General features: G+C 64.7%; 14 protein-coding genes. 8 read left to right on the top strand and 6 right to left on the bottom strand.

Going from position 1 to position 16,765, the window contains the following annotated elements:
- Positions 1 to 64: 64 nt before the first annotated feature.
- Positions 65 to 1,006: a LysR substrate-binding domain-containing protein gene (locus D3242_RS26085; RefSeq protein ID WP_064986216.1), complete on the top strand. Its 942-nt coding sequence runs from the start codon at positions 65 to 67 to the stop codon at positions 1,004 to 1,006.
- Between the two features lie 43 nt (positions 1,007 to 1,049).
- Here the strand turns inward: D3242_RS26085 and D3242_RS26080 are convergent, their stop codons facing one another.
- Positions 1,050 to 1,526: an Lrp/AsnC family transcriptional regulator gene (locus D3242_RS26080; RefSeq protein ID WP_038644676.1), complete on the bottom strand. Its 477-nt coding sequence runs from the start codon at positions 1,524 to 1,526 to the stop codon at positions 1,050 to 1,052.
- Positions 1,527 to 1,749: 223 nt separating this feature from the next.
- Here D3242_RS26080 and D3242_RS26075 point away from each other — a divergent pair, with 223 nt between their 5' ends.
- Entirely contained in the window at positions 1,750 to 3,075 is a 1,326-nt protein-coding gene (locus D3242_RS26075; RefSeq protein ID WP_019860288.1) for an NAD(P)/FAD-dependent oxidoreductase, read from the top strand.
- 38 nt (positions 3,076 to 3,113) lie between these two features.
- Here the strand turns inward: D3242_RS26075 and D3242_RS26070 are convergent, their stop codons facing one another.
- The 5 genes from D3242_RS26070 to D3242_RS26050 form a co-directional block, all read right to left on the bottom strand.
- Positions 3,114 to 4,481 carry an FAD/NAD(P)-dependent oxidoreductase gene (locus D3242_RS26070; protein WP_064986482.1) on the bottom strand — a complete coding sequence of 456 codons (1,368 nt, stop codon included), beginning with the start codon at positions 4,479 to 4,481 and terminating at the stop codon, positions 3,114 to 3,116.
- Positions 4,478 to 4,780, bottom strand: a complete 303-nt coding sequence (locus D3242_RS26065; protein WP_019860290.1) for a (2Fe-2S)-binding protein — start codon at positions 4,778 to 4,780, stop codon at positions 4,478 to 4,480. The genes D3242_RS26070 and D3242_RS26065 overlap by 4 nt, the downstream gene beginning before the upstream one ends.
- On the bottom strand, positions 4,777 to 6,762 hold the full coding sequence (locus D3242_RS26060; RefSeq protein ID WP_064986214.1) for a hydantoinase B/oxoprolinase family protein: 1,986 nt from the start codon (positions 6,760 to 6,762) through the stop codon (positions 4,777 to 4,779). Before D3242_RS26060 ends, D3242_RS26065 begins: the two co-directional genes overlap by 4 nt.
- Positions 6,763 to 6,766: 4 nt before the next feature.
- Positions 6,767 to 8,845: a hydantoinase/oxoprolinase family protein gene (locus D3242_RS26055; RefSeq protein WP_064986213.1), complete on the bottom strand. Its 2,079-nt coding sequence runs from the start codon at positions 8,843 to 8,845 to the stop codon at positions 6,767 to 6,769.
- A gap of 89 nt (positions 8,846 to 8,934) precedes the next feature.
- Positions 8,935 to 9,840 (bottom strand): LysR family transcriptional regulator, encoded by a 906-nt coding sequence (locus tag D3242_RS26050; protein WP_064986211.1) that lies wholly within the window; start codon positions 9,838 to 9,840, stop codon positions 8,935 to 8,937.
- A 113-nt stretch (positions 9,841 to 9,953) separates the two neighbouring features.
- Here D3242_RS26050 and D3242_RS26045 point away from each other — a divergent pair, with 113 nt between their 5' ends.
- From D3242_RS26045 to D3242_RS26020, 6 genes are all read left to right on the top strand, one after another.
- A complete protein-coding gene (locus D3242_RS26045) occupies positions 9,954 to 11,072 on the top strand; it encodes an NAD(P)/FAD-dependent oxidoreductase (RefSeq protein ID WP_064986208.1) in 1,119 nt (372 codons plus the stop codon).
- 278 nt (positions 11,073 to 11,350) lie between these two features.
- Positions 11,351 to 12,178 carry a phosphogluconate dehydrogenase C-terminal domain-containing protein gene (locus D3242_RS26040; RefSeq protein WP_027047227.1) on the top strand — a complete coding sequence of 276 codons (828 nt, stop codon included), beginning with the start codon at positions 11,351 to 11,353 and terminating at the stop codon, positions 12,176 to 12,178.
- Between the two features lie 274 nt (positions 12,179 to 12,452).
- Positions 12,453 to 13,394: a D-ribose ABC transporter substrate-binding protein gene (locus D3242_RS26035; protein WP_019860299.1), complete on the top strand. Its 942-nt coding sequence runs from the start codon at positions 12,453 to 12,455 to the stop codon at positions 13,392 to 13,394.
- A gap of 78 nt (positions 13,395 to 13,472) precedes the next feature.
- The gene (locus D3242_RS26030) at positions 13,473 to 14,138 is read left to right on the top strand and encodes a DUF2291 family protein (RefSeq protein ID WP_019860300.1); all 666 of its coding nucleotides are present in this window, start codon (positions 13,473 to 13,475) and stop codon (positions 14,136 to 14,138) included.
- Positions 14,135 to 15,706, top strand: coding sequence for a sugar ABC transporter ATP-binding protein (locus D3242_RS26025; protein ID WP_019860301.1), 1,572 nt, complete (start codon positions 14,135 to 14,137; stop codon positions 15,704 to 15,706). Before D3242_RS26030 ends, D3242_RS26025 begins: the two co-directional genes overlap by 4 nt.
- A complete protein-coding gene (locus tag D3242_RS26020; RefSeq protein WP_038644660.1) occupies positions 15,699 to 16,763 on the top strand; it encodes an ABC transporter permease in 1,065 nt (354 codons plus the stop codon). The genes D3242_RS26025 and D3242_RS26020 overlap by 8 nt, the downstream gene beginning before the upstream one ends.
- Positions 16,764 to 16,765 lie beyond the last annotated feature (2 nt).

Raw genomic sequence — 16,765 nt, 5'->3', positions numbered from 1 at the left:
TAGTTCGTCATTTGCGGAGCCGGAGAAAGCTTGAAAATTGTTGGGGTTGCTATACGCTGAGCGTATGGCTGGTTTCGCAAAACTCGTTCCTTCCGCACGCGGACTGCTGGTCTTCGAAGCGGCTGCCCGGTCGGGCAGTTTCACCGCCGCCGCGCGCGAATTCAACGTCACGCAACCATCCATCAGCCGCAGCATCGCCCAGCTCGAGGCCGATTTTGGCATCGCTCTTTTCACGCGGGGGCCAACCGGGTTGGCGCCGACCGCGGAAGGGCGTGCCCTTTACTCGGCCGTGCGGGAGGGATTTGACGGCATCGAGGAGGTGATCCGGAGAATCAAGCAGAACGATGCGGCAAAGCCGGTGGTTACCCTTTCCCTTTCGAGTTCTCTGGCGACGTATTGGTTCGTTCCCAGGTTAGGGGCTTTCAACACCAGGTTTCCCGATGTGGACCTGAGGTTCGAGCTGATCGCGGGCGTTCTGAGAGGCCCCGCCGAGAATGTCGACCTTGCCACGAGAATCCTGGCCGATGACGATACGCACTATCATCATTGGCCATTCTCGCCGGAAGTCATCGTTCCGGTGTGCAGCCCAGCCTATCTGGCGGCCCACGGTCGGCTGATCCACGCCGGAACCGGGGAAGGTCATGTCCTGCTGCACCTGACCGACGCCAAGGAGCAGTGGCTGGACGCCTGGGGCAAGGTGGCCGAGCGCAAGACCAGCATGGCAAAATGGCTCGAATTCTCGGACTACGCGGTCGTGCTGCAGGCCGCGATGAACGGGGAGGGCGTGGCGCTCGGCTGGCTCAGCAACGTTTCAAGGGCGTTGCTTCAGGGAACCCTGGTCCCAGCCTCAGACAGGCAGATCAACACGGGCCGGATCCATCAGCTGATTGCACCGCGCTCACGGCCGGTGCGGCCTGTGGTCTCCGATATCCAGGCCTGGATGATCGCCGAGATGCAAGTCGAATTGAAAGCACTGCAGCCGATCTTGCGGCTGGACATCGCGTAGCGAGCCGCAGGCGACAGATGTAGCGCGGCGCTGCCACCGCCGACTACCTCGGAAACAGGCTGGGCAGCGGCATGTGCGCCTTGACGATGGGGGACTTCAGCACGACGAAGCTGAAATACTTGTCGATGCCGATATCCATGTCGGTCAGCCGCTCCATGATCGTCTGGTACTCGGCTATGCCGGCGGTCACGAATTTCATCAAATAGTCGTAGCCGCCCGACACGAGGTGGCATTCGATGACCTGATCGATCTTCTCCACCACGGCGAGAAAGCGGGCGAAGTCCACCTGGCGATGGTTCTTCAAGGTGATTTCGGTGAACACGGTCAGCGTCTGGCCAAGCTTGCCGATATTGACCTGTGCGGAATAGCCCTCAATGTAGCCCTCCGACTGGAGCTTCTTGACCCGCATCAGGCACGGGCTTGGCGACAGATGCACCAGGTCGGCCAATTCCACATTGGTGATGCGGCCGTTCTTCTGCAATTCGTGAAGAATCTTGATATCGATCCGATCCAGCTTCATGGTCGTCTCCGCAGAACGCACGCCACAGCACAAAATGCTGCCTTGCATATAGGCATTGACACTACCACAGCCCGTTGGCCTGTCCATCCAAGCGGACAGCGCTTTGAAACGCAGTCGCTCCCGATTTTGACCGAGCTGCCGAAATAAAATTCTGCTTCGGCTTCAACTGCGGCAGCGGCTGCCTGCGCAACACGGTAGATTGGCGCTTCAAGGCAGAGAGACCATGCGCGCGCCGCTACAGCAAATCGAGACATCTGGCGAACTGCCGCGATCCGCGGACGCGGTGGTGATTGGCGGCGGCATCGTGGGTGTCTTCGCGGCCTATTATCTGGCCAGGCGCGGCATGCGGGTCGCGCTTGTCGAAAAAGGGCGCATCGGCGCCGAGCAGTCCTCCAGGAACTGGGGATGGTGCCGCCAGCAGAATCGCGACGCCCGCGAGTTACCGATGGCGACACGCAGCCTCGATTTGTGGGACAGCTTTGCCACGGAAACCGGCGAAGACACCGGCTTTCGCCGATGCGGTTTGCTTTATCTCAGCAATGACGAGGCAGAACTGGCCGGCTGGGCACGCTGGCGTGACTTCGCCAAAACGGCCGGCGTCACCACGCAGATGCTCGACGGCGCCGAGGCCAGCGAGCGGGGCCGTGCCACCGGCCGGGCCTGGAAGGGCGGTGTCTTCTCCCCGACCGACGGCACCGCCGACCCGTCGCGAGCTGCCCCCTCTGTCGCCCGGGCCATCCTCAAGCTCGGGAGCACCGTGCATCAGAATTGCGCCGCGCGCGGCATCGAGACCGAAAGCGGGCGCCTGAGTGGGGTGGTCACCGAAAGCGGAACGATCAGGACGAAGGTGGCAGTGCTCGCCGGCGGCGCCTGGGCTTCGTCCTTTTGCCGGCAGTTTGGCTTCCGCTTTCCGCAAGCATCGATCCGCTCCTCCATCCTGTCCGTCTCGCCAGGCGCGGAAGGTCTGCCGGATGCGCTGCACACGGCAAGGATCTCGGCCACGCGCCGCGGCGATGGCGGCTACACGCTCGCCATAAGTGGACGTGGCCGCGTGGACGTGACGCCGCAGCAATTGCGTTTCTCCTCGCAGTTCCTGCCGATGTTCCTGAAGCGGTGGCGAAGCCTCGCGCCCGGCGGGCTGCAGGGCGCGCGCTCGGGCCACGAAACGCTTCGGCACTGGCGACTCGACCAGCCGACGCCGATGGAGCGGATGCGCATTCTCGATCCGGTTCCGGACCAGGCAACAATCCGCTTGACCCATGCCCGGGCGCTTGAACTTCTGCCCGACCTTCAAAAGACCAGGATCAGCGCGGCCTGGGCCGGCTACATCGACAGCACGCCGGACGGTGTTCCCGCCATCGGCGAGATTCAAAGCGTTCCGGGCTTCTTCCTGGCCGCCGGGTTTTCAGGACACGGCTTCGGCATTGGGCCCGGCGCCGGTCACCTCATCGCCGATCTGATGATCGGGTCGCAACCGATCGTCGATCCGAAATCCTACGATCCGCAGCGCTTCGATGTTTCGGCCTGGGGAAAGGTCGCCGATTTCTAAGACGTGACCGATGCCGAGGCGCGCCTTTCGCAATGGCATCAGCCTTTCCGGAGAAAGGCGTCGACAGGCGCAGGCCGCGCAGGGGCCTGCCCGCGAAACCGGCCGACGGCGTCGGGCGTGCAGCCGGCGTGCGCCGCTGCGAGTTCGACGGCCGCCAACTGGCAGTAGCGCCCTTGGCAGCGGCCCATGCCTACGCGCGACAGCGACTTCACCCGGTTGGCCTCGCCGCCGCCGAAATCCAGACTCTGGCGTACCTCTCCGGCAGTTACGTTCTCGCAGCGGCAGGCGATCGCGGCGTCGGGGAGCGCCCGCACCATCGCTGCCGGCCAGGGAAAAGCGCAAGCCAGGCCGTGGGCGAAGCGCTCTAGCCGCGCAAGCTCGCGTAGATCTACCGCCGTGGAGGGCGCTGGAAATCCAAGATCGGCAAGGCATGCCGACGCCGCAAGACGCCCAGCGATCTCCGCGCCGTCCGCTCCCAGAAGACGAACCCCATCGCCCGCAAGATAGACTCCGTTGCCGGCGCGACCCATCCGGTCTGTCTTTGGCAGCCATTGCCGCCACTGCTCGTCGTAGGTGAAGGCGCATCCCGCCAGATCGGCCAGGTGCGTCTCCGCCCGCAGGTGCCAACCCATGCCTATCGTGTCACATGGAGTGAGGCGCTGCCTTCCGCCGGCGTCGCGCCAGCGCATCGCCGTGACACCTTGCCCGTCGGCCTCGATCTTTTCGAGACTGACGCCTGCGTGATAGCGACCGCCGAGCCTTGCCCGCAGGGCGAGGCCGCGCAGTGCGACGAACGGCCGGGCGGCCAGCTTCCAGAGCCCGCGCATCTGCTGATCCCAGGGAGAGGTGTCGAGCACCGCCGCCACATCCGCTCCAGCCTTGACGAGTTGGGCACCGACCAGCGACAGCAAAGGCCCCGACCCCATCAGGACGATCCGCCGTCCGAGCGCCACGCCCTGCGCCTTTAGCGCGATCTGCGCCGCGCCAAGGCTATAGACACCGGCACTCTGCCAGCCCGGGACTGGAGCGACACGATCGGACGCGCCCGTCGCGAGGATCAGACGGTCATAGAAGATCACCTGCACGCCGCCCTCGCCCAGCACGTGCAGCCGCCCCGCCTGCACGGCGATGACCGAGCTTCCCGTGCAATGGGTGAGTCGCCCGTCGGCCGCCAACCGGTCGAAGACCGCATGCAGCGCACGCGCCTTCGCCGCCTCCGACCCATAGAGGTGCTCCGGCGTGCGGACGAACCCGTCAGGCGGGCGACGATAGATCTGGCCGCCGGCGCGCTGCCCTTCGTCGATCACAACCGGATGGAGCCCCGCATCGACCAGCGCCGCCGCCGCCCTTATGCCGGCGGGACCAGCGCCGACGATCGCGATCCGCGTCGACGGGGCCTCACTCACGGCCAATTCTCCGGCGGCGTGGTGCGCAACCGCATGCCTTCGGCGATCAGGGTTGTGCACGCCCGCAGGCGCGGTCCCTCCTCCTGCCACACCCAGCAATCCTGGCAGGCCCCCATCAGGCAGAAGCCGGCGCGGGGCTCAGGTCCGAACTCGGACATCCGCAAGGCATGCCCTGACGCCAGCATCGCGGTCAGCACAGTGTCGCCCTCGAGCGCCCTACGGATCTGCCCGTCAAAAAAGAAATGCACCCCCGCCCGGTCGCGCTCGGCCAGCCGGACGATACGGCCGGTGGTGATCATTCCGCGGCCTCGCGCACGGGGAGAGGACGCGGCAGTTCGGGGAAGCGTTCGCAAACGGCATCGAAAGCCGCCTGAACACCCTCCGACCCGGAGCGTCCCTTCATGCGGCGGAAGATCTCCGTCTTGGCGAAGAACCGCCAATGGATCGGCAAGTCCCTTAGTATGGCGGTGAGCCGGTCATAGGCTGGCGGCGTCCACTGCGCCTCGTAGCCTTCGCGCTCCGGACCGAAATGGAAATGGCCGGTGGCCGGCTCGTGATGCGCGCGCACTTGCCCCGTTGCCTGCTCGTCAACCTCGTCGCCACGGAGGACGACGCCATAGTCGCGTTCGGCCGCACCCGGCGAAAGATAGCCGCGCCGCACATCCTGCGCGACCCGCCAGGGCTCGCGTTCATACGGATCGCCGCGCCCACCGCCTCCGGCGGAGCGGATCTCGAGCACGTCGCCGGGCTGCAGGACCGCAGTGTCGATATTGCCCAGCGGCCGCTCCCGCTCGGTGCCCGGATTGACGACCATGTCCGACAGTCCGGCGGCCTTGCCGCCCAGCACACCCCAGGGACGGAAGAAACTGCGGTCGCGGTTGCGCGCCGTGATCCTGGAGTCTGGGGCAAAGACGCGAAAGGCCATCTCGGTCGCCAGCCCGCCGCGCCAGCGGCCCGCGCCACCACTATCCCTGGCGAGCCCGTATCTCACGAATTCGATTGGGGTCTCGGTCTCGGTGATCTCGATCGGCGTGTTCTTGAGGTAGGCGGCATCCGCGCCAGAGCCGTTGGTGCCGTCGCGATGCGGCATCGCGCCGCCGCCGCCCACGACCGGGTTCACCGCCGCGATGACGGTGCGGCTGGTGCGCTCGTCCGTGGTCATGACGTTGACGATGCAGTTGTTGCCGGCCGGAGCCGCGGGCAGGCGCTCCGGCACGGCTTGCGAGAAGGCGCCGAAGATGACCGACCGCAGCCGGGCGCAGGTGAGCGAGCGCATGCCGACCGCGGCGGGATGCACCGGATTCAGCACCGACCCAGTGGGTGCGATGCAGGTGAACGGCCGGGTGAGGCCTGTGTTGAGCAGGATCTTTGGGTTCAGCGTATAGAGCACATAGTAGACACCCACCAGCAGCATAGTGTGACGCGGATCGCCGCCCGAAGGCACGTTGAGCGAGGAACCGAGTTGCGGATCGGAGCCGGTGAAGTCTAGCACCGCCTCGTCGCCCTTGATCGTCAGCGTCAGCTTCAGCCGGCATGGATTGGCCTCGACCGAATCCTCGTCGGCGTAGTCGGCGAATTCCCAGGTGCCGTCGGGCATGGCGCGCAGCACGTCGCGCGCTTGCGCCTCGGCATGGTCGAGAAGCGCCGAAACACCTTCGATGAAACCGGCCTTGCCAAACTTCCGCACCATCGCCTGGATCTTGCGCTCGCCGGTGTTGAGCGCCCCGACCAGCGCCTTGATGTCGCCGATGTTGAGGTCGGGCTTGCGCACATTGGTGCTCATGATCCGCAGGATCATCTCGTCGAAGACACCTTCCCGCACCAGCTTCATCGGCGGAAAGCGGATGCCTTCCTGATGGATTTCGGTCAGTGCCCGGCTGAGCGACGCCGGCACCGCCCCACCCATGTCGGTGTTGTGGATATGCCCACCGGTCCAGGCGACAATCTCGCCGTCGACGAATACCGGCTTCCACAGATGCGTGTCGGGCGCGTGCGTAGCGACGTGGCCGGAATAGGGATCGTTGGTGAAGGCAATGTCGCCGGGCCGGTAGTCGCCGACCATCGCAATGGCGCGGTGATAGGAAAGCCCCGGATACCAGGTGGCGCCAAGCTCCATCGGCACGGCGAAGGTCGCTCCCGACCGATCCATCAGCATCACCGTAAAATCCTGCGTCTCCTTGACGAAGGCGGAGTGCGCGGTGCGATGCAGCGTATGGGCCATGTTCTCGGCGGCCGCGCGGGCATGGTTGGCCAGAACCTGGAGGTTTGTACGGTCAAACATGGCGTCACTCCGCGAAGGTCAGCAGAAGGTTGAGATGGCGGTCTACCCGTGCCTGCGCTCCGGCGGGAATGGCTAAGGTAGTGTCTTCCTGGACGACCACGGCAGGCCCGTGGAACATGCTGCCCGGCACGAGGGCCTGGCGGTCGTGGAGGTCGACGGTTTCGACGCGGAGGCCCGTATAGACCGGGAGCCGGCGCGCCGGGATGGCCGCGACGTCCACTTCTTCGGTCTCCGGGAGAGAGAGTTTCGGCCCAGCGCCTATAGCGGACAGCCTGATATCCACAAGCTCGACCTCGCCATCCGGGTCATGGAAATCGTAAAGCCCCTGATGGGTAAGATGGAAGGCCTGCTCGATCGGGGCTACGTCGTCGCCCGTCAGCCATTCCGGCGAAAGGACGACCTCGATCTCATAGCTTTGGCCGAAGTAGCGCATGTCGCAGGAGAGAGTGAGTTCCGCCGCCGCGTAGTGGCCCTGCGCCGCAAGCCAGCCGCGGCCCTCATGCGCGAGCGTCTCGAAGGCCTTGCGAATTGTCGGGAGCGTAGCGCCCGACAGCGGGGTGAAGACCGTGCGGATGAAGTCGCCGCGCAGATCCGCCACCAGGCCGCCCAGCGCCGACACCACGCCGGGGCGGCGGGGCGCCATGACGCGCTTCATCCCGAGTTCGCGGGCAAGGAAGGCGCCGAGCATGGGGCCGCCGCCGCCGAAGGGCATCAGCGTGAAATCGCGCAAGTCGACGCCGGCGCGCGAGGCGAGTTTCTCGACCTCGACGAACATTTCCGACACCGCGATATCGAGGATCGCCTGCGCAGTCTGCTCGATCGGGCGGCCGAGCCGGGCGGCAAGGTCGCCGACCGCGCGATGCGCCAGTTGGGTATCGATCCGGAGCTGGCCATAGGCCATCTCGCTGTGACCGAGCCATCCGCACACCACCATGGCGTCCGTCACCGTCGCGCGTTCGCCGCCACGGCCATAGCAGGCTGGTCCAGGCGTCGAGCCGGCCGACTCCGGCCCGACCCGCAGCACCCCTTGCGCGTCGACACTGGCGATCGAGCCGCCGCCGACGCCGATCGAGCTCACTGACACGGACGGGATATGGAGCGGAAATTCGCCGATCAGTTCACCGGTGCCGAACTGCGCCTCGCCGTCGATGATGAGCGCGAAGTCGGCCGAGGTCCCGCCAATGTCGAGGGTAAGGACCTTGTCCTCGCCCGCCTGGCGCGCCAGCCACGAGGCGCCGATGACGCCGGAGGCCGTTCCCGACAAAAGCATGTTCACGCAGGCGCGCTTGCCTTCGGCAGCGTTCATCAGCCCACCGTTCGACTTTGTCAGCATCGGACGGGCCGGCACGCCGCGGTCCTTCAGCCGCTCTTCCAGCGCCGTCAGATAGCCCGAGACGCGGGGATGGACATAGCCATTGAGGATGGCGGTCGAGGTGCGCTCATATTCGCGGATGACAGGCCACACCTCGGCCGAAGAGAAGACGAAGAGGTCTGGCGCGAGACCCGCGATCGTTGCCTTGACGGCGGCCTCCTGCGCGGCATTGCGCCATGAATGGAGGAAGGAGACGATGATCCCCTGCGCCCCATTCGCTTTCGCCGCCGCCACCGCCCTGGCCACCGCCGCCATATCAGGCGCCTGGGATTCGCTCCCATCGGCACGCATGCGAGCCGGGATGCCGAACACCATGTCGCGCGAGATCAGCGGGTCCGGCCGCGAGCAGAACAGCGAATACATGTCCGGCATGCGCAACCGCGCGAGTTCGATCACGTCCTCGAAGCCGGCATTGGTGAACAGCGCCAGCGGCGCGCCCTTGCGCTGGATGATGGTGTTGATGCCGACGGTCGTGCCGTGCACGAAGCGCGTCATACGGTTGGGGTCAAAGCCTTCGCGCTCGGCAAGAAGCCTGAGGCCCGTCATCAGCTCGGCGCCCGGATCCTCCGGCGTCGTCAGCACTTTCAGCGAGGCGACGTGCCCGGAATTGGCTTCGAGCGCGCAGAAATCGATGAATGTGCCACCGATATCGACGCCGACCTTCCAGTCGGCTTCGTTCCGCGCCTCGTCCGCTGCGATGGAACCATCCATGATACGTCCCTTCCTGTGGTCCAACCAAAGCTGACACGACAGGATGGCCAGGGTCCAAGACGTATGACGAGGAACGATATAAGTCTTACTTATGCCCCTGTCTTGTCGTCGCCCAGCACAACGGAACAGGCCGCGCGAATCTGGTCGCGCATCATCTCATCGACCCGCGAAAGAGCCCGTGTGCGCGAGGTGAGCAGCGCGATCGGGAATTCCGGGCCATTCGCGAGAGGCCGGACGGCAAGCCCGGCAAACTGGTGCCAGGGCAGCAGCGCATCGACGAGGGCGATCCCCAAACCGGCCTGGACGAAGCCAACCGCCGAAATGGAGACATCGATCTCGAGCGATGGCGAAACCACCACACCTTGTGCGCGCGCGGCATGGGCCAGTTCGTCGGCGGGGCGGGTGTTTCCACGATAGGATATCAATTCCTCTCCGGCGAGATCGGAGAGCGTCAGCTCGGTTTTCCCGGCCAACGCATGCCCGATGGGCAGCAGGCAGGCGAAGCCGACGCTGCCGAGCACCTCCGCCTCGATGTCGGGAGGCAGGCGGTCGTCCAAGGCCACGCCAAGGCTGGCATCGCCGGCGCGCAGCATGTCGACGATGGCGGCGATCGGCGCCATGTGGGAGCGCAGCAAAATATCGGGATGCCGCGCCCGGAAGCTGGTGAAAGCGCGCGGCAAGATCGCCAGGGCCGGCGGCGGCGAGGCCGCGACCCGGACCAGCCCCGTCCGACCCAGACGCAGATCAGTGGTCTTGCGGCGCAAGCCCTCCAACCCCGCCGATAGACGCTCGGCATCGGCGAATATCTCGAGCGCCTCCGGGGTTGGCCGCAGCCGGCCCTTGACGCGCTCGAATAACGTGAAGCCAAGTTCGTCCTCGGTGTGGAGCAGGATCTGGCTGAGTGCGGGTTGGGAGATGTTCAGCATCCGCGCCGCGGCAGTCACGGTGCCCGCGCGCATGACGGCGATGAACACTTCGAGCTGACGGGCCCGCATTGCCACTCCATAGGTCAGGCTTATGGCTGTTGTCCAAACCCATCTTTGACGCAATGAAGCGGTGCCGACAAGATCGGCGACTTCAGATCATTCGCTCCGCGCAGGGAACAACCATGGATGTGATCGTGCTGGGCGGTGGATTGATGGGGACTGCTTCGGCCTATTTCCTCGCCAGGCGCGGTGCGCACGTGACGCTGATCGAGCGCAACCGGGTCGGCACCGGAGCGACCGTCGCTTCCTTCGGCAACATCCGGCGCACGGGGCGTCATCTGTCCCAACTTCCGCTGGCCCATCGCTCGCTTGAGCTGTGGCGAGAGGCCGATCAGATGCTGGGCCGTGACGTGGAATTCCGCGCCACCGGTCATATCCGGCTGATCTTTGATGAAGGTAGTCTTGCCGACATGCGGGCTTATGCCGAGGCGGCGCGACCTTGGGGGCTTGAACTGGAGGAACTCGGACAGCGCGAAATCTCCTCCCGGTTTCCCGGCCTCGGCCCTGACGCGATCGCCGCGTCGTTCTCGCCGCATGACGGCAGCGGCAATCCCCGACTGATCGCGCCGGCCTTCGCCGAAGCCGCCCGCAAGCTTGGCGTGGCGATCGTCGAGGATGCTGAAATCGACACGATCAGGCGCTCGGGGTCCGGGTTCGTTGTCGTATGTTCCAAAGGTACATTCGCCGCCGAGTGTCTGCTCAATACCGCCGGGGCCTGGGGCGCGCGCGTCGCCGCGCAGTTCGGCGAAGAGGTTCCGCTCGACGCCTGCGGTCCGCAGATGGGCGTGACCGAGCCGCTGCCGCACCGGATTCTGCCGGTGATCGGCATCTGGACGCGCGACAAGGACCATGGCGCCTATCTGCGTCAGGTCGAGCGGGGCAACATCGTCTTCGGCGGCGCGGCCGAAAGGGTACCGGTCGACCTCGATCCAGGTCATGCGGTCGCCGATCCCACGCGCCTTCCGCTGCAATTGCGCGCGGTCGCGCGACTGCTGCCGGCAATCGCGCAGGTCGCGGTCATCCGCACCTGGTCCGGCTGCGAGGGTTATGTGCGCGACATGCTGCCGGTCATGGGACGCTCGGCGACGACGCCAGGCCTGTTCCATGCCTTCGGCTTCAGCGGACATGGCTTCCAGCTTGGTCCGGGCGTTGGCGACGCCATGGCCGAACTCGTCATGACCGACCGCTGCGAAACACCGCTCGACGATTTCAGGGTTGATCGCTTCGGCCGCGCCACCTGAAGAGCAATTGTGGACATCCACACAACGATGCACCCTTGGCCGGGAAAGGCGGGATGCCCTCTTGAATATTTTGAGATTGCGCGGGTGTGTCTCGTCATACCCCGCGCCCAAGGTAAGCTAACAGGGTGCGACGCCGAAGACGCAGGCAAAGGGGCCACGTCGTTGCTGGAGTGACCAGCCAGGCCGACAATTCCACTTGCCAAATTATGGTAGAGTGATCATACCAGTATATAAGATGACGATCTACGACGATCGCCCAGGTTCAAGGAGCAAGCCAGATGACAACGATTGCGCTTTTTGGTGCGGGCGGGAAAATGGGCTACCGTCTGTCGACCAATTTTCGCGGATCGGACTACACGATCCGCCATGTCGAGATCAGCGAGGCCGGCAAGGAGCGGCTGAAAACCGGTCTGGGCGTCGATGCGGTCGGCGTCGATGAGGCGCTCAATGGTGCTGAGGTCGTGATCCTGGCGGTGCCGGACACACATATCGGCAAGGTCGCCGCCAGCATCGAAAGCAAGCTGGCCCCTGGCACGATGGTGATCGTGCTCGATGCTGCGGCGCCCTTTGCTGGGCATCTGCCCGATCGTCCCGACCTTACCTATTTTGTGACCCATCCCTGCCATCCGCCGATCTTCAACGACGAGACCGAGATGACCGCCAAGAAGGACTTCTTCGGAGGCGTCGCGGCCAAGCAGCATTTCGTCAGCGCGCTGATGCAAGGGCCGGAGGAAGACTACGCCAAGGGCGAGAGGATCGCCCAGATCATCTGGGCACCGGTGATGCGCTCGCACCGCGTCACGGTCGAGCACATGGCCCTGCTCGAGCCAGGCCTTTCGGAAACGGTGTGCGCCTCGCTGCTCGTCGTCATGAAGGAGGCCCTCGACGAGGTCGTGGCGCGCGGCGTCGACCGGCAGGCCGCGCTCGATTTCCTGCTCGGCCACATGAATGTGCTCGGCGCCGTCATCTTCGGCGAGACCAAGGGTGTGTTCTCGGATGCCTGCAACAAGGCCATCGAGTTCGGCAAGCCGGTGCTGATGCGCGACGACTGGAAGCGCGTCTTCGAACCGGAAGAAATCGCCGCCAGCATCCAGCGGATCACGTGAAACGCGCCTTCCCTTCTCCCCTTGCGGGAGACGGACGAAACATCGACCACTCATATACAGATCATCTGAAATAGTGGTTGACTCATCATACCAGTTGGCTAAGCTGGCCGCGAACTCGGATCAAACAAGGTTTGCTGGGAAACCTGGACGAGTGGAGGACGGCGGGGGGGAGGAGCAGGCACGCGGCTCTTGAATCCGGCGCCATCCGCAGCCTGACCAATTCAATGCATCAGCCTTGCTCGATAAAGGCACGAGCTTTCAAAGGGAGGACTTCATGAAACTTACTCGCAGAATGACGCTTGCGGCTTTCGCCGGCGTGCTGGCACTTGGCACGGCGGCACCGGCCTTCGCGGCCGACCTGATCGCCATCATCACCCCCTCGCACGACAATCCGTTCTTCAAGGCGGAGGCCGTCGGCGCCGAGGCAAAGGCCAAGGAGCTCGGCTACGAAGCGCTGGTGCTGGTGCATGACGACGACGCCAACAAGCAGTCCGAACTCATCGACACGGCGATCGGCCGTGGCGCCAAGGCGATCATCCTCGACAATGCCGGCGCCGACGCCACCGTCGCCGCGGTGCAGAAGGCCAAGGACGCCGGCATCCCCTCCTTCCTGATCGACCGCGAGATCAACGCCACGGGCGTCGCCGTGGCGCAAATCGTCTCCAACAATTACCAGGGCGCCCAGCTCGGCGCGCAGGAGTTCGTCAAGCTGATGGGCGAGAAGGGTAACTTCGTCGAACTGGTCGGCAAGGAATCCGACACCAATGCCGGCATCCGCTCCAAGGGCTATCACGACGTCATCAACGACTATCCAGACCTGAAGATGGTTGCGCAGCAATCGGCCAATTGGAGCCAGACCGAGGCCTATGCCAAGATGGAATCGATCCTGCAGGCCAATCCCGACATCAAGGGCGTGATCTCCGGCAACGACACGATGGCGATGGGTGCCTATGCGGCGCTCGCCGCGGCGAACCGCAAGGACGTCATTGTCGTCGGCTTCGACGGCTCCAACGACGTGCGCGACTCCATCACATCAGGCGGCATCAAGGCCACGGTGCTGCAGCCGGCCTTCGCCCAGGCGCAGATGGCAGTTGAACAGGCCAACGACTTCATCAAGAACAAGAAGTCGCCCGAGAAGGAAAAGCAGTTGATGGACTGCGTGCTTGTCAATGGTGACAACGCCGCCAAACTGGAAACCTTCGCGCTGAAGAACTGAACCTGTGCAACGCAAACAGCGGGGGGCGAACTCAGGGTTCGTCCCTCGCCTTCATTTCACCGGGATGCTTTGACCGCAATGTTGAACAAGCCGATCTGGCCGATTAAGTCGACTTGGCCGATCCTTGCGCTGGCCGCCGGCATCGGCCTCAGCGCCTGCAAGATCCTGCCGACGCCATCAGCGCAAGGCAGTGCAGGCGACGCGTCAGGCTTCAACCCGGACAAGATGGTCGAGGAGATCTGGGCCTCCAAGGTCATCCCGTATCTGCAGCAAAAGGCCGGGCCGTTTGCCGAGGTCCATGCTCTGGCGAAGACCGATCCGGCGGCGGCCGGCGCCAAATACGGCAATCCCAAGAAGCAGGCGAATTCGCCATGGACTTTCGCGGTCCGCGTCGAAGGCAAGATCATCGCCGCCAACACACAGTCGCGCGCGGGCACGATGGATATCGACGTCGACGGCGACGGCAAGGCGGATGCGCGCGTGCAGATCGGGCCGGCGGTGCGCGGCACGGCGCTGCGCGACAGCCTGGATTTCGTCCAGTTCAACGATTTCACCAACCAGATCGACTTTGCCCAGTTCGGCAAGGCGTTCAATGCCTATGCCGACAAGACCGTGCTGTCCAAGCTGCCGCGCGAGGCGCTGGAGGGCCGCACCGCCAAGGTGCTTGGCGCCTACACGATCGAAGGCGGCCAGGATCTGCCATTGGTGACCCCGGCGGAGGCTGAGATCGGGCCTAAGCCATGACCACGGCGCCCAGTTACGACGTCATCCTCAAGCTGGAAGACGTCTCGAAAGTCTATGCCGGCACCGTGGCGGTCAAGCAGGCCAATTTCGAGGTGCGCAAGGGCGCGGTCAATGTGCTCGTCGGCGAAAACGGCGCCGGCAAATCGACGCTGATGAAGATCATCGCCGGGGTCGAGCAGCCGACGGCCGGCCGCATTCTGCTCGACGGCAACGAGGTCTCCTTCTCATCCTCCGGTGACGCGGTGAACCGCGGCATCGGCATGGTGTTCCAGGAGTTGAACCTGTTCGGCAACATGACGGTCGCCGAGAACATTTTCGCCACGCGCGAGATCACCAACCGGTTTCGCAAGATTGACCGCAAGGCGCAGGAGCGGCGGGCTGGCGAATTTCTCGATCGGCTCGAAGCCGGTATCCGGCCGGACATGCTGGTCGAGGATCTGCGTATCGGCCAGCAGCAGCTGGTCGAGATCGCCAAGGCTGTCTCGCTCGACGCGCGCATCCTGATCATGGACGAGCCGACCTCGGCGCTGAGCGCGGCGGAAGTCGAGATCCTGTTCAAGGTGATCGCCGACCTCAAGGCGCACGGCGTGGCGATCGTCTACATCTCGCACCGGTTGGAGGAGCTCATCCGCATCGGCGACTACATCACCGTTTTGCGCGACGGCCGCATCACCGGCCAGGAGGAGATGAGAGACGTCGACACGCAGTGGATCGTGCGGCAGATGATCGGCTCGGACGCCAAGGATTTCGCCAAGGCCGACGGCCATGTTCCCGGCGAGGAGGTGTTCCGCGCCGAAGACATCTGCCTGCCGCGTGTCACCGGCGGACTGGCGGTCGACCACGTCTCACTGTCGCTGCGCGCCGGCGAGATCCTGGGCATCTACGGACTGATGGGCGCCGGACGCAGTGAGTTGTTCGACTGCATCATGGGCCGCCACGGCCATGCCAGCGGCAAGATCTTCATCGACGGAAAACAGATCAGGGAACGCGACACGACGCGGCGCATACGGCGCGGGCTGGCGCTGATCCCGGAAGACCGCCAACGCGAAGGCCTGGTGTCGATCCTCTCGGTCGCCAGCAATCTGACGCTGGCCAGCCTGTCGCGCTTCGTGCGCCTGTTCCACATAAGAGGCGGCGCCGAGCGGCAGGCTGTCTCGCAGATGGTGCGGGAGCTCTCGATCAAGGTCGCAGACCCGGCACAGGAAGTCTCTTCGCTTTCCGGCGGCAACCAGCAGAAGGTGGTGATCGGCAAGGCGCTGCTCACCGGACCGAAGGTGCTTTTGATGGACGAGCCGAGCCGCGGCATCGATGTCGGCGCCAAGGCCGACGTCTTCCGCACCATGCGCAAGCTGTCGCGCGATGGGCTGGGCATCCTCTTCGCCACTTCCGATCTCGACGAGGTGATGGCGCTGTCCGACCGGATCGCGGTGATGAGCAATGGCAGACTGACCGGCATGTTCGACCGCGCGGAGGCGAGCGAGGCCGCGATCGTCGCCGCATCGGCGTTCGGCCATGGCCCCGCCCCGCACATCTTGCCCCAGAATTTGGAGAGCAACACTGATGACTGACATTCCGGCCAGGGCAGCCCCCTCTTCGGTCTCCAGCGGCTCAGCGCTGCTGACGCTGATGAAGCTCAGGACCTTCATTGCGCTGATCGCCGTGCTGGTGTTCTTCTCCATCGCGGCGCCGAATTTCCTGTCGGCCGCCAATCTGATCCTGATGGCCAAGCATGTGGCGCTCAATGCCTTCCTCGCCATGGGCATGACCTTTGTCATCATCACCGGCGGCATCGACCTTTCGGTCGGCTCGATCGTCGGCCTGTGCGGCATGGTGGCCGGCTATCTCGTGCTCAACGGCATCGATCTGCAGATCGGCTACACCATCTACTTCAACGTGGTCGAGATCGCCTTGATCACCCTGGCGGTCGGCATAGCGATCGGCGCCGTCAACGGACTGCTGATCACCAGGCTCAACGTCGCGCCCTTCATCGCCACGCTCGGCGTGCTTTATGTAGCGCGCGGCCTGGCGCTGCTGTCGTCCGACGGCCGCACTTTCCCCAATCTGGTCGGCAAACCGGAACTTGGCACCACCGGCTTCGGCTTCCTCGGCGCCGGCCGGCTCATCGGCCTGCCGGTGTCGATCTGGATCCTGATCGTGGTAGCGCTGGGCGCGGCCTATCTCGCCCGGTACACGCCGCTCGGCCGCCACATCTTCGCCGTCGGCGGCAACGAGCGCGCGGCGCGCATTTCGGGCGTACGCGTCAACATGGTCAAGATGTTCGTCTACATGTTCTCCGGCTTCTGCGCGGCGATCGTCGGCCTGATCATCTCGTCGGAGCTGATGGCCTCGCATCCGGCGACCGGCGAAAGCTTCGAGTTGAACGCCATCGCCGCGGCGGTGCTTGGCGGCACCTCGATGTCGGGCGGCCGCGGCACGATCGGCGGCACCATCGTCGGCGCCTTCGTCATCGGCATCCTGTCGGACGGGCTGGTGATGATGGGCGTAAGCTCCTTCTGGCAGATGGTGATCAAGGGTCTGGTCATCATCGTCGCCGTCGTCGTCGACCAGGCGCAGCGCCGGCTTCAGCAGCGTGTCACCCTGATGCAGATGGCAAAGGCGGGTTGATC

This window comes from Mesorhizobium jarvisii (assembly GCF_003601985.1).
GTDB lineage: Bacteria > Pseudomonadota > Alphaproteobacteria > Rhizobiales > Rhizobiaceae > Mesorhizobium > Mesorhizobium jarvisii.
The sequence above is the reverse complement of the archived record's forward strand: the minus strand, read 5'-3'. Positions and strand labels throughout refer to the sequence as shown.

Bases quoted from the DNA above. Each gene is read 5' to 3' on its own strand.
- D3242_RS26085 (WP_064986216.1), top strand. From the start codon at position 65: ATGGCTGGTTTCGCAAAACTCGTTCCTTCCGCACGCGGACTGCTGGTC.
- D3242_RS26080 (WP_038644676.1), bottom strand. From the start codon at position 1,526: ATGAAGCTGGATCGGATCGATATCAAGATTCTTCACGAATTGCAGAAG.
- D3242_RS26075 (WP_019860288.1), top strand. From the start codon at position 1,750: ATGCGCGCGCCGCTACAGCAAATCGAGACATCTGGCGAACTGCCGCGA.
- D3242_RS26065 (WP_019860290.1), bottom strand. From the start codon at position 4,780: ATGATCACCACCGGCCGTATCGTCCGGCTGGCCGAGCGCGACCGGGCG.
- D3242_RS26060 (WP_064986214.1), bottom strand. From the start codon at position 6,762: ATGTTTGACCGTACAAACCTCCAGGTTCTGGCCAACCATGCCCGCGCG.
- D3242_RS26055 (WP_064986213.1), bottom strand. From the start codon at position 8,845: ATGGATGGTTCCATCGCAGCGGACGAGGCGCGGAACGAAGCCGACTGG.
- D3242_RS26050 (WP_064986211.1), bottom strand. From the start codon at position 9,840: ATGCGGGCCCGTCAGCTCGAAGTGTTCATCGCCGTCATGCGCGCGGGC.
- D3242_RS26045 (WP_064986208.1), top strand. From the start codon at position 9,954: ATGGATGTGATCGTGCTGGGCGGTGGATTGATGGGGACTGCTTCGGCC.
- D3242_RS26040 (WP_027047227.1), top strand. From the start codon at position 11,351: ATGACAACGATTGCGCTTTTTGGTGCGGGCGGGAAAATGGGCTACCGT.
- D3242_RS26035 (WP_019860299.1), top strand. From the start codon at position 12,453: ATGAAACTTACTCGCAGAATGACGCTTGCGGCTTTCGCCGGCGTGCTG.
- D3242_RS26030 (WP_019860300.1), top strand. From the start codon at position 13,473: ATGTTGAACAAGCCGATCTGGCCGATTAAGTCGACTTGGCCGATCCTT.
- D3242_RS26025 (WP_019860301.1), top strand. From the start codon at position 14,135: ATGACCACGGCGCCCAGTTACGACGTCATCCTCAAGCTGGAAGACGTC.
- D3242_RS26020 (WP_038644660.1), top strand. From the start codon at position 15,699: ATGACTGACATTCCGGCCAGGGCAGCCCCCTCTTCGGTCTCCAGCGGC.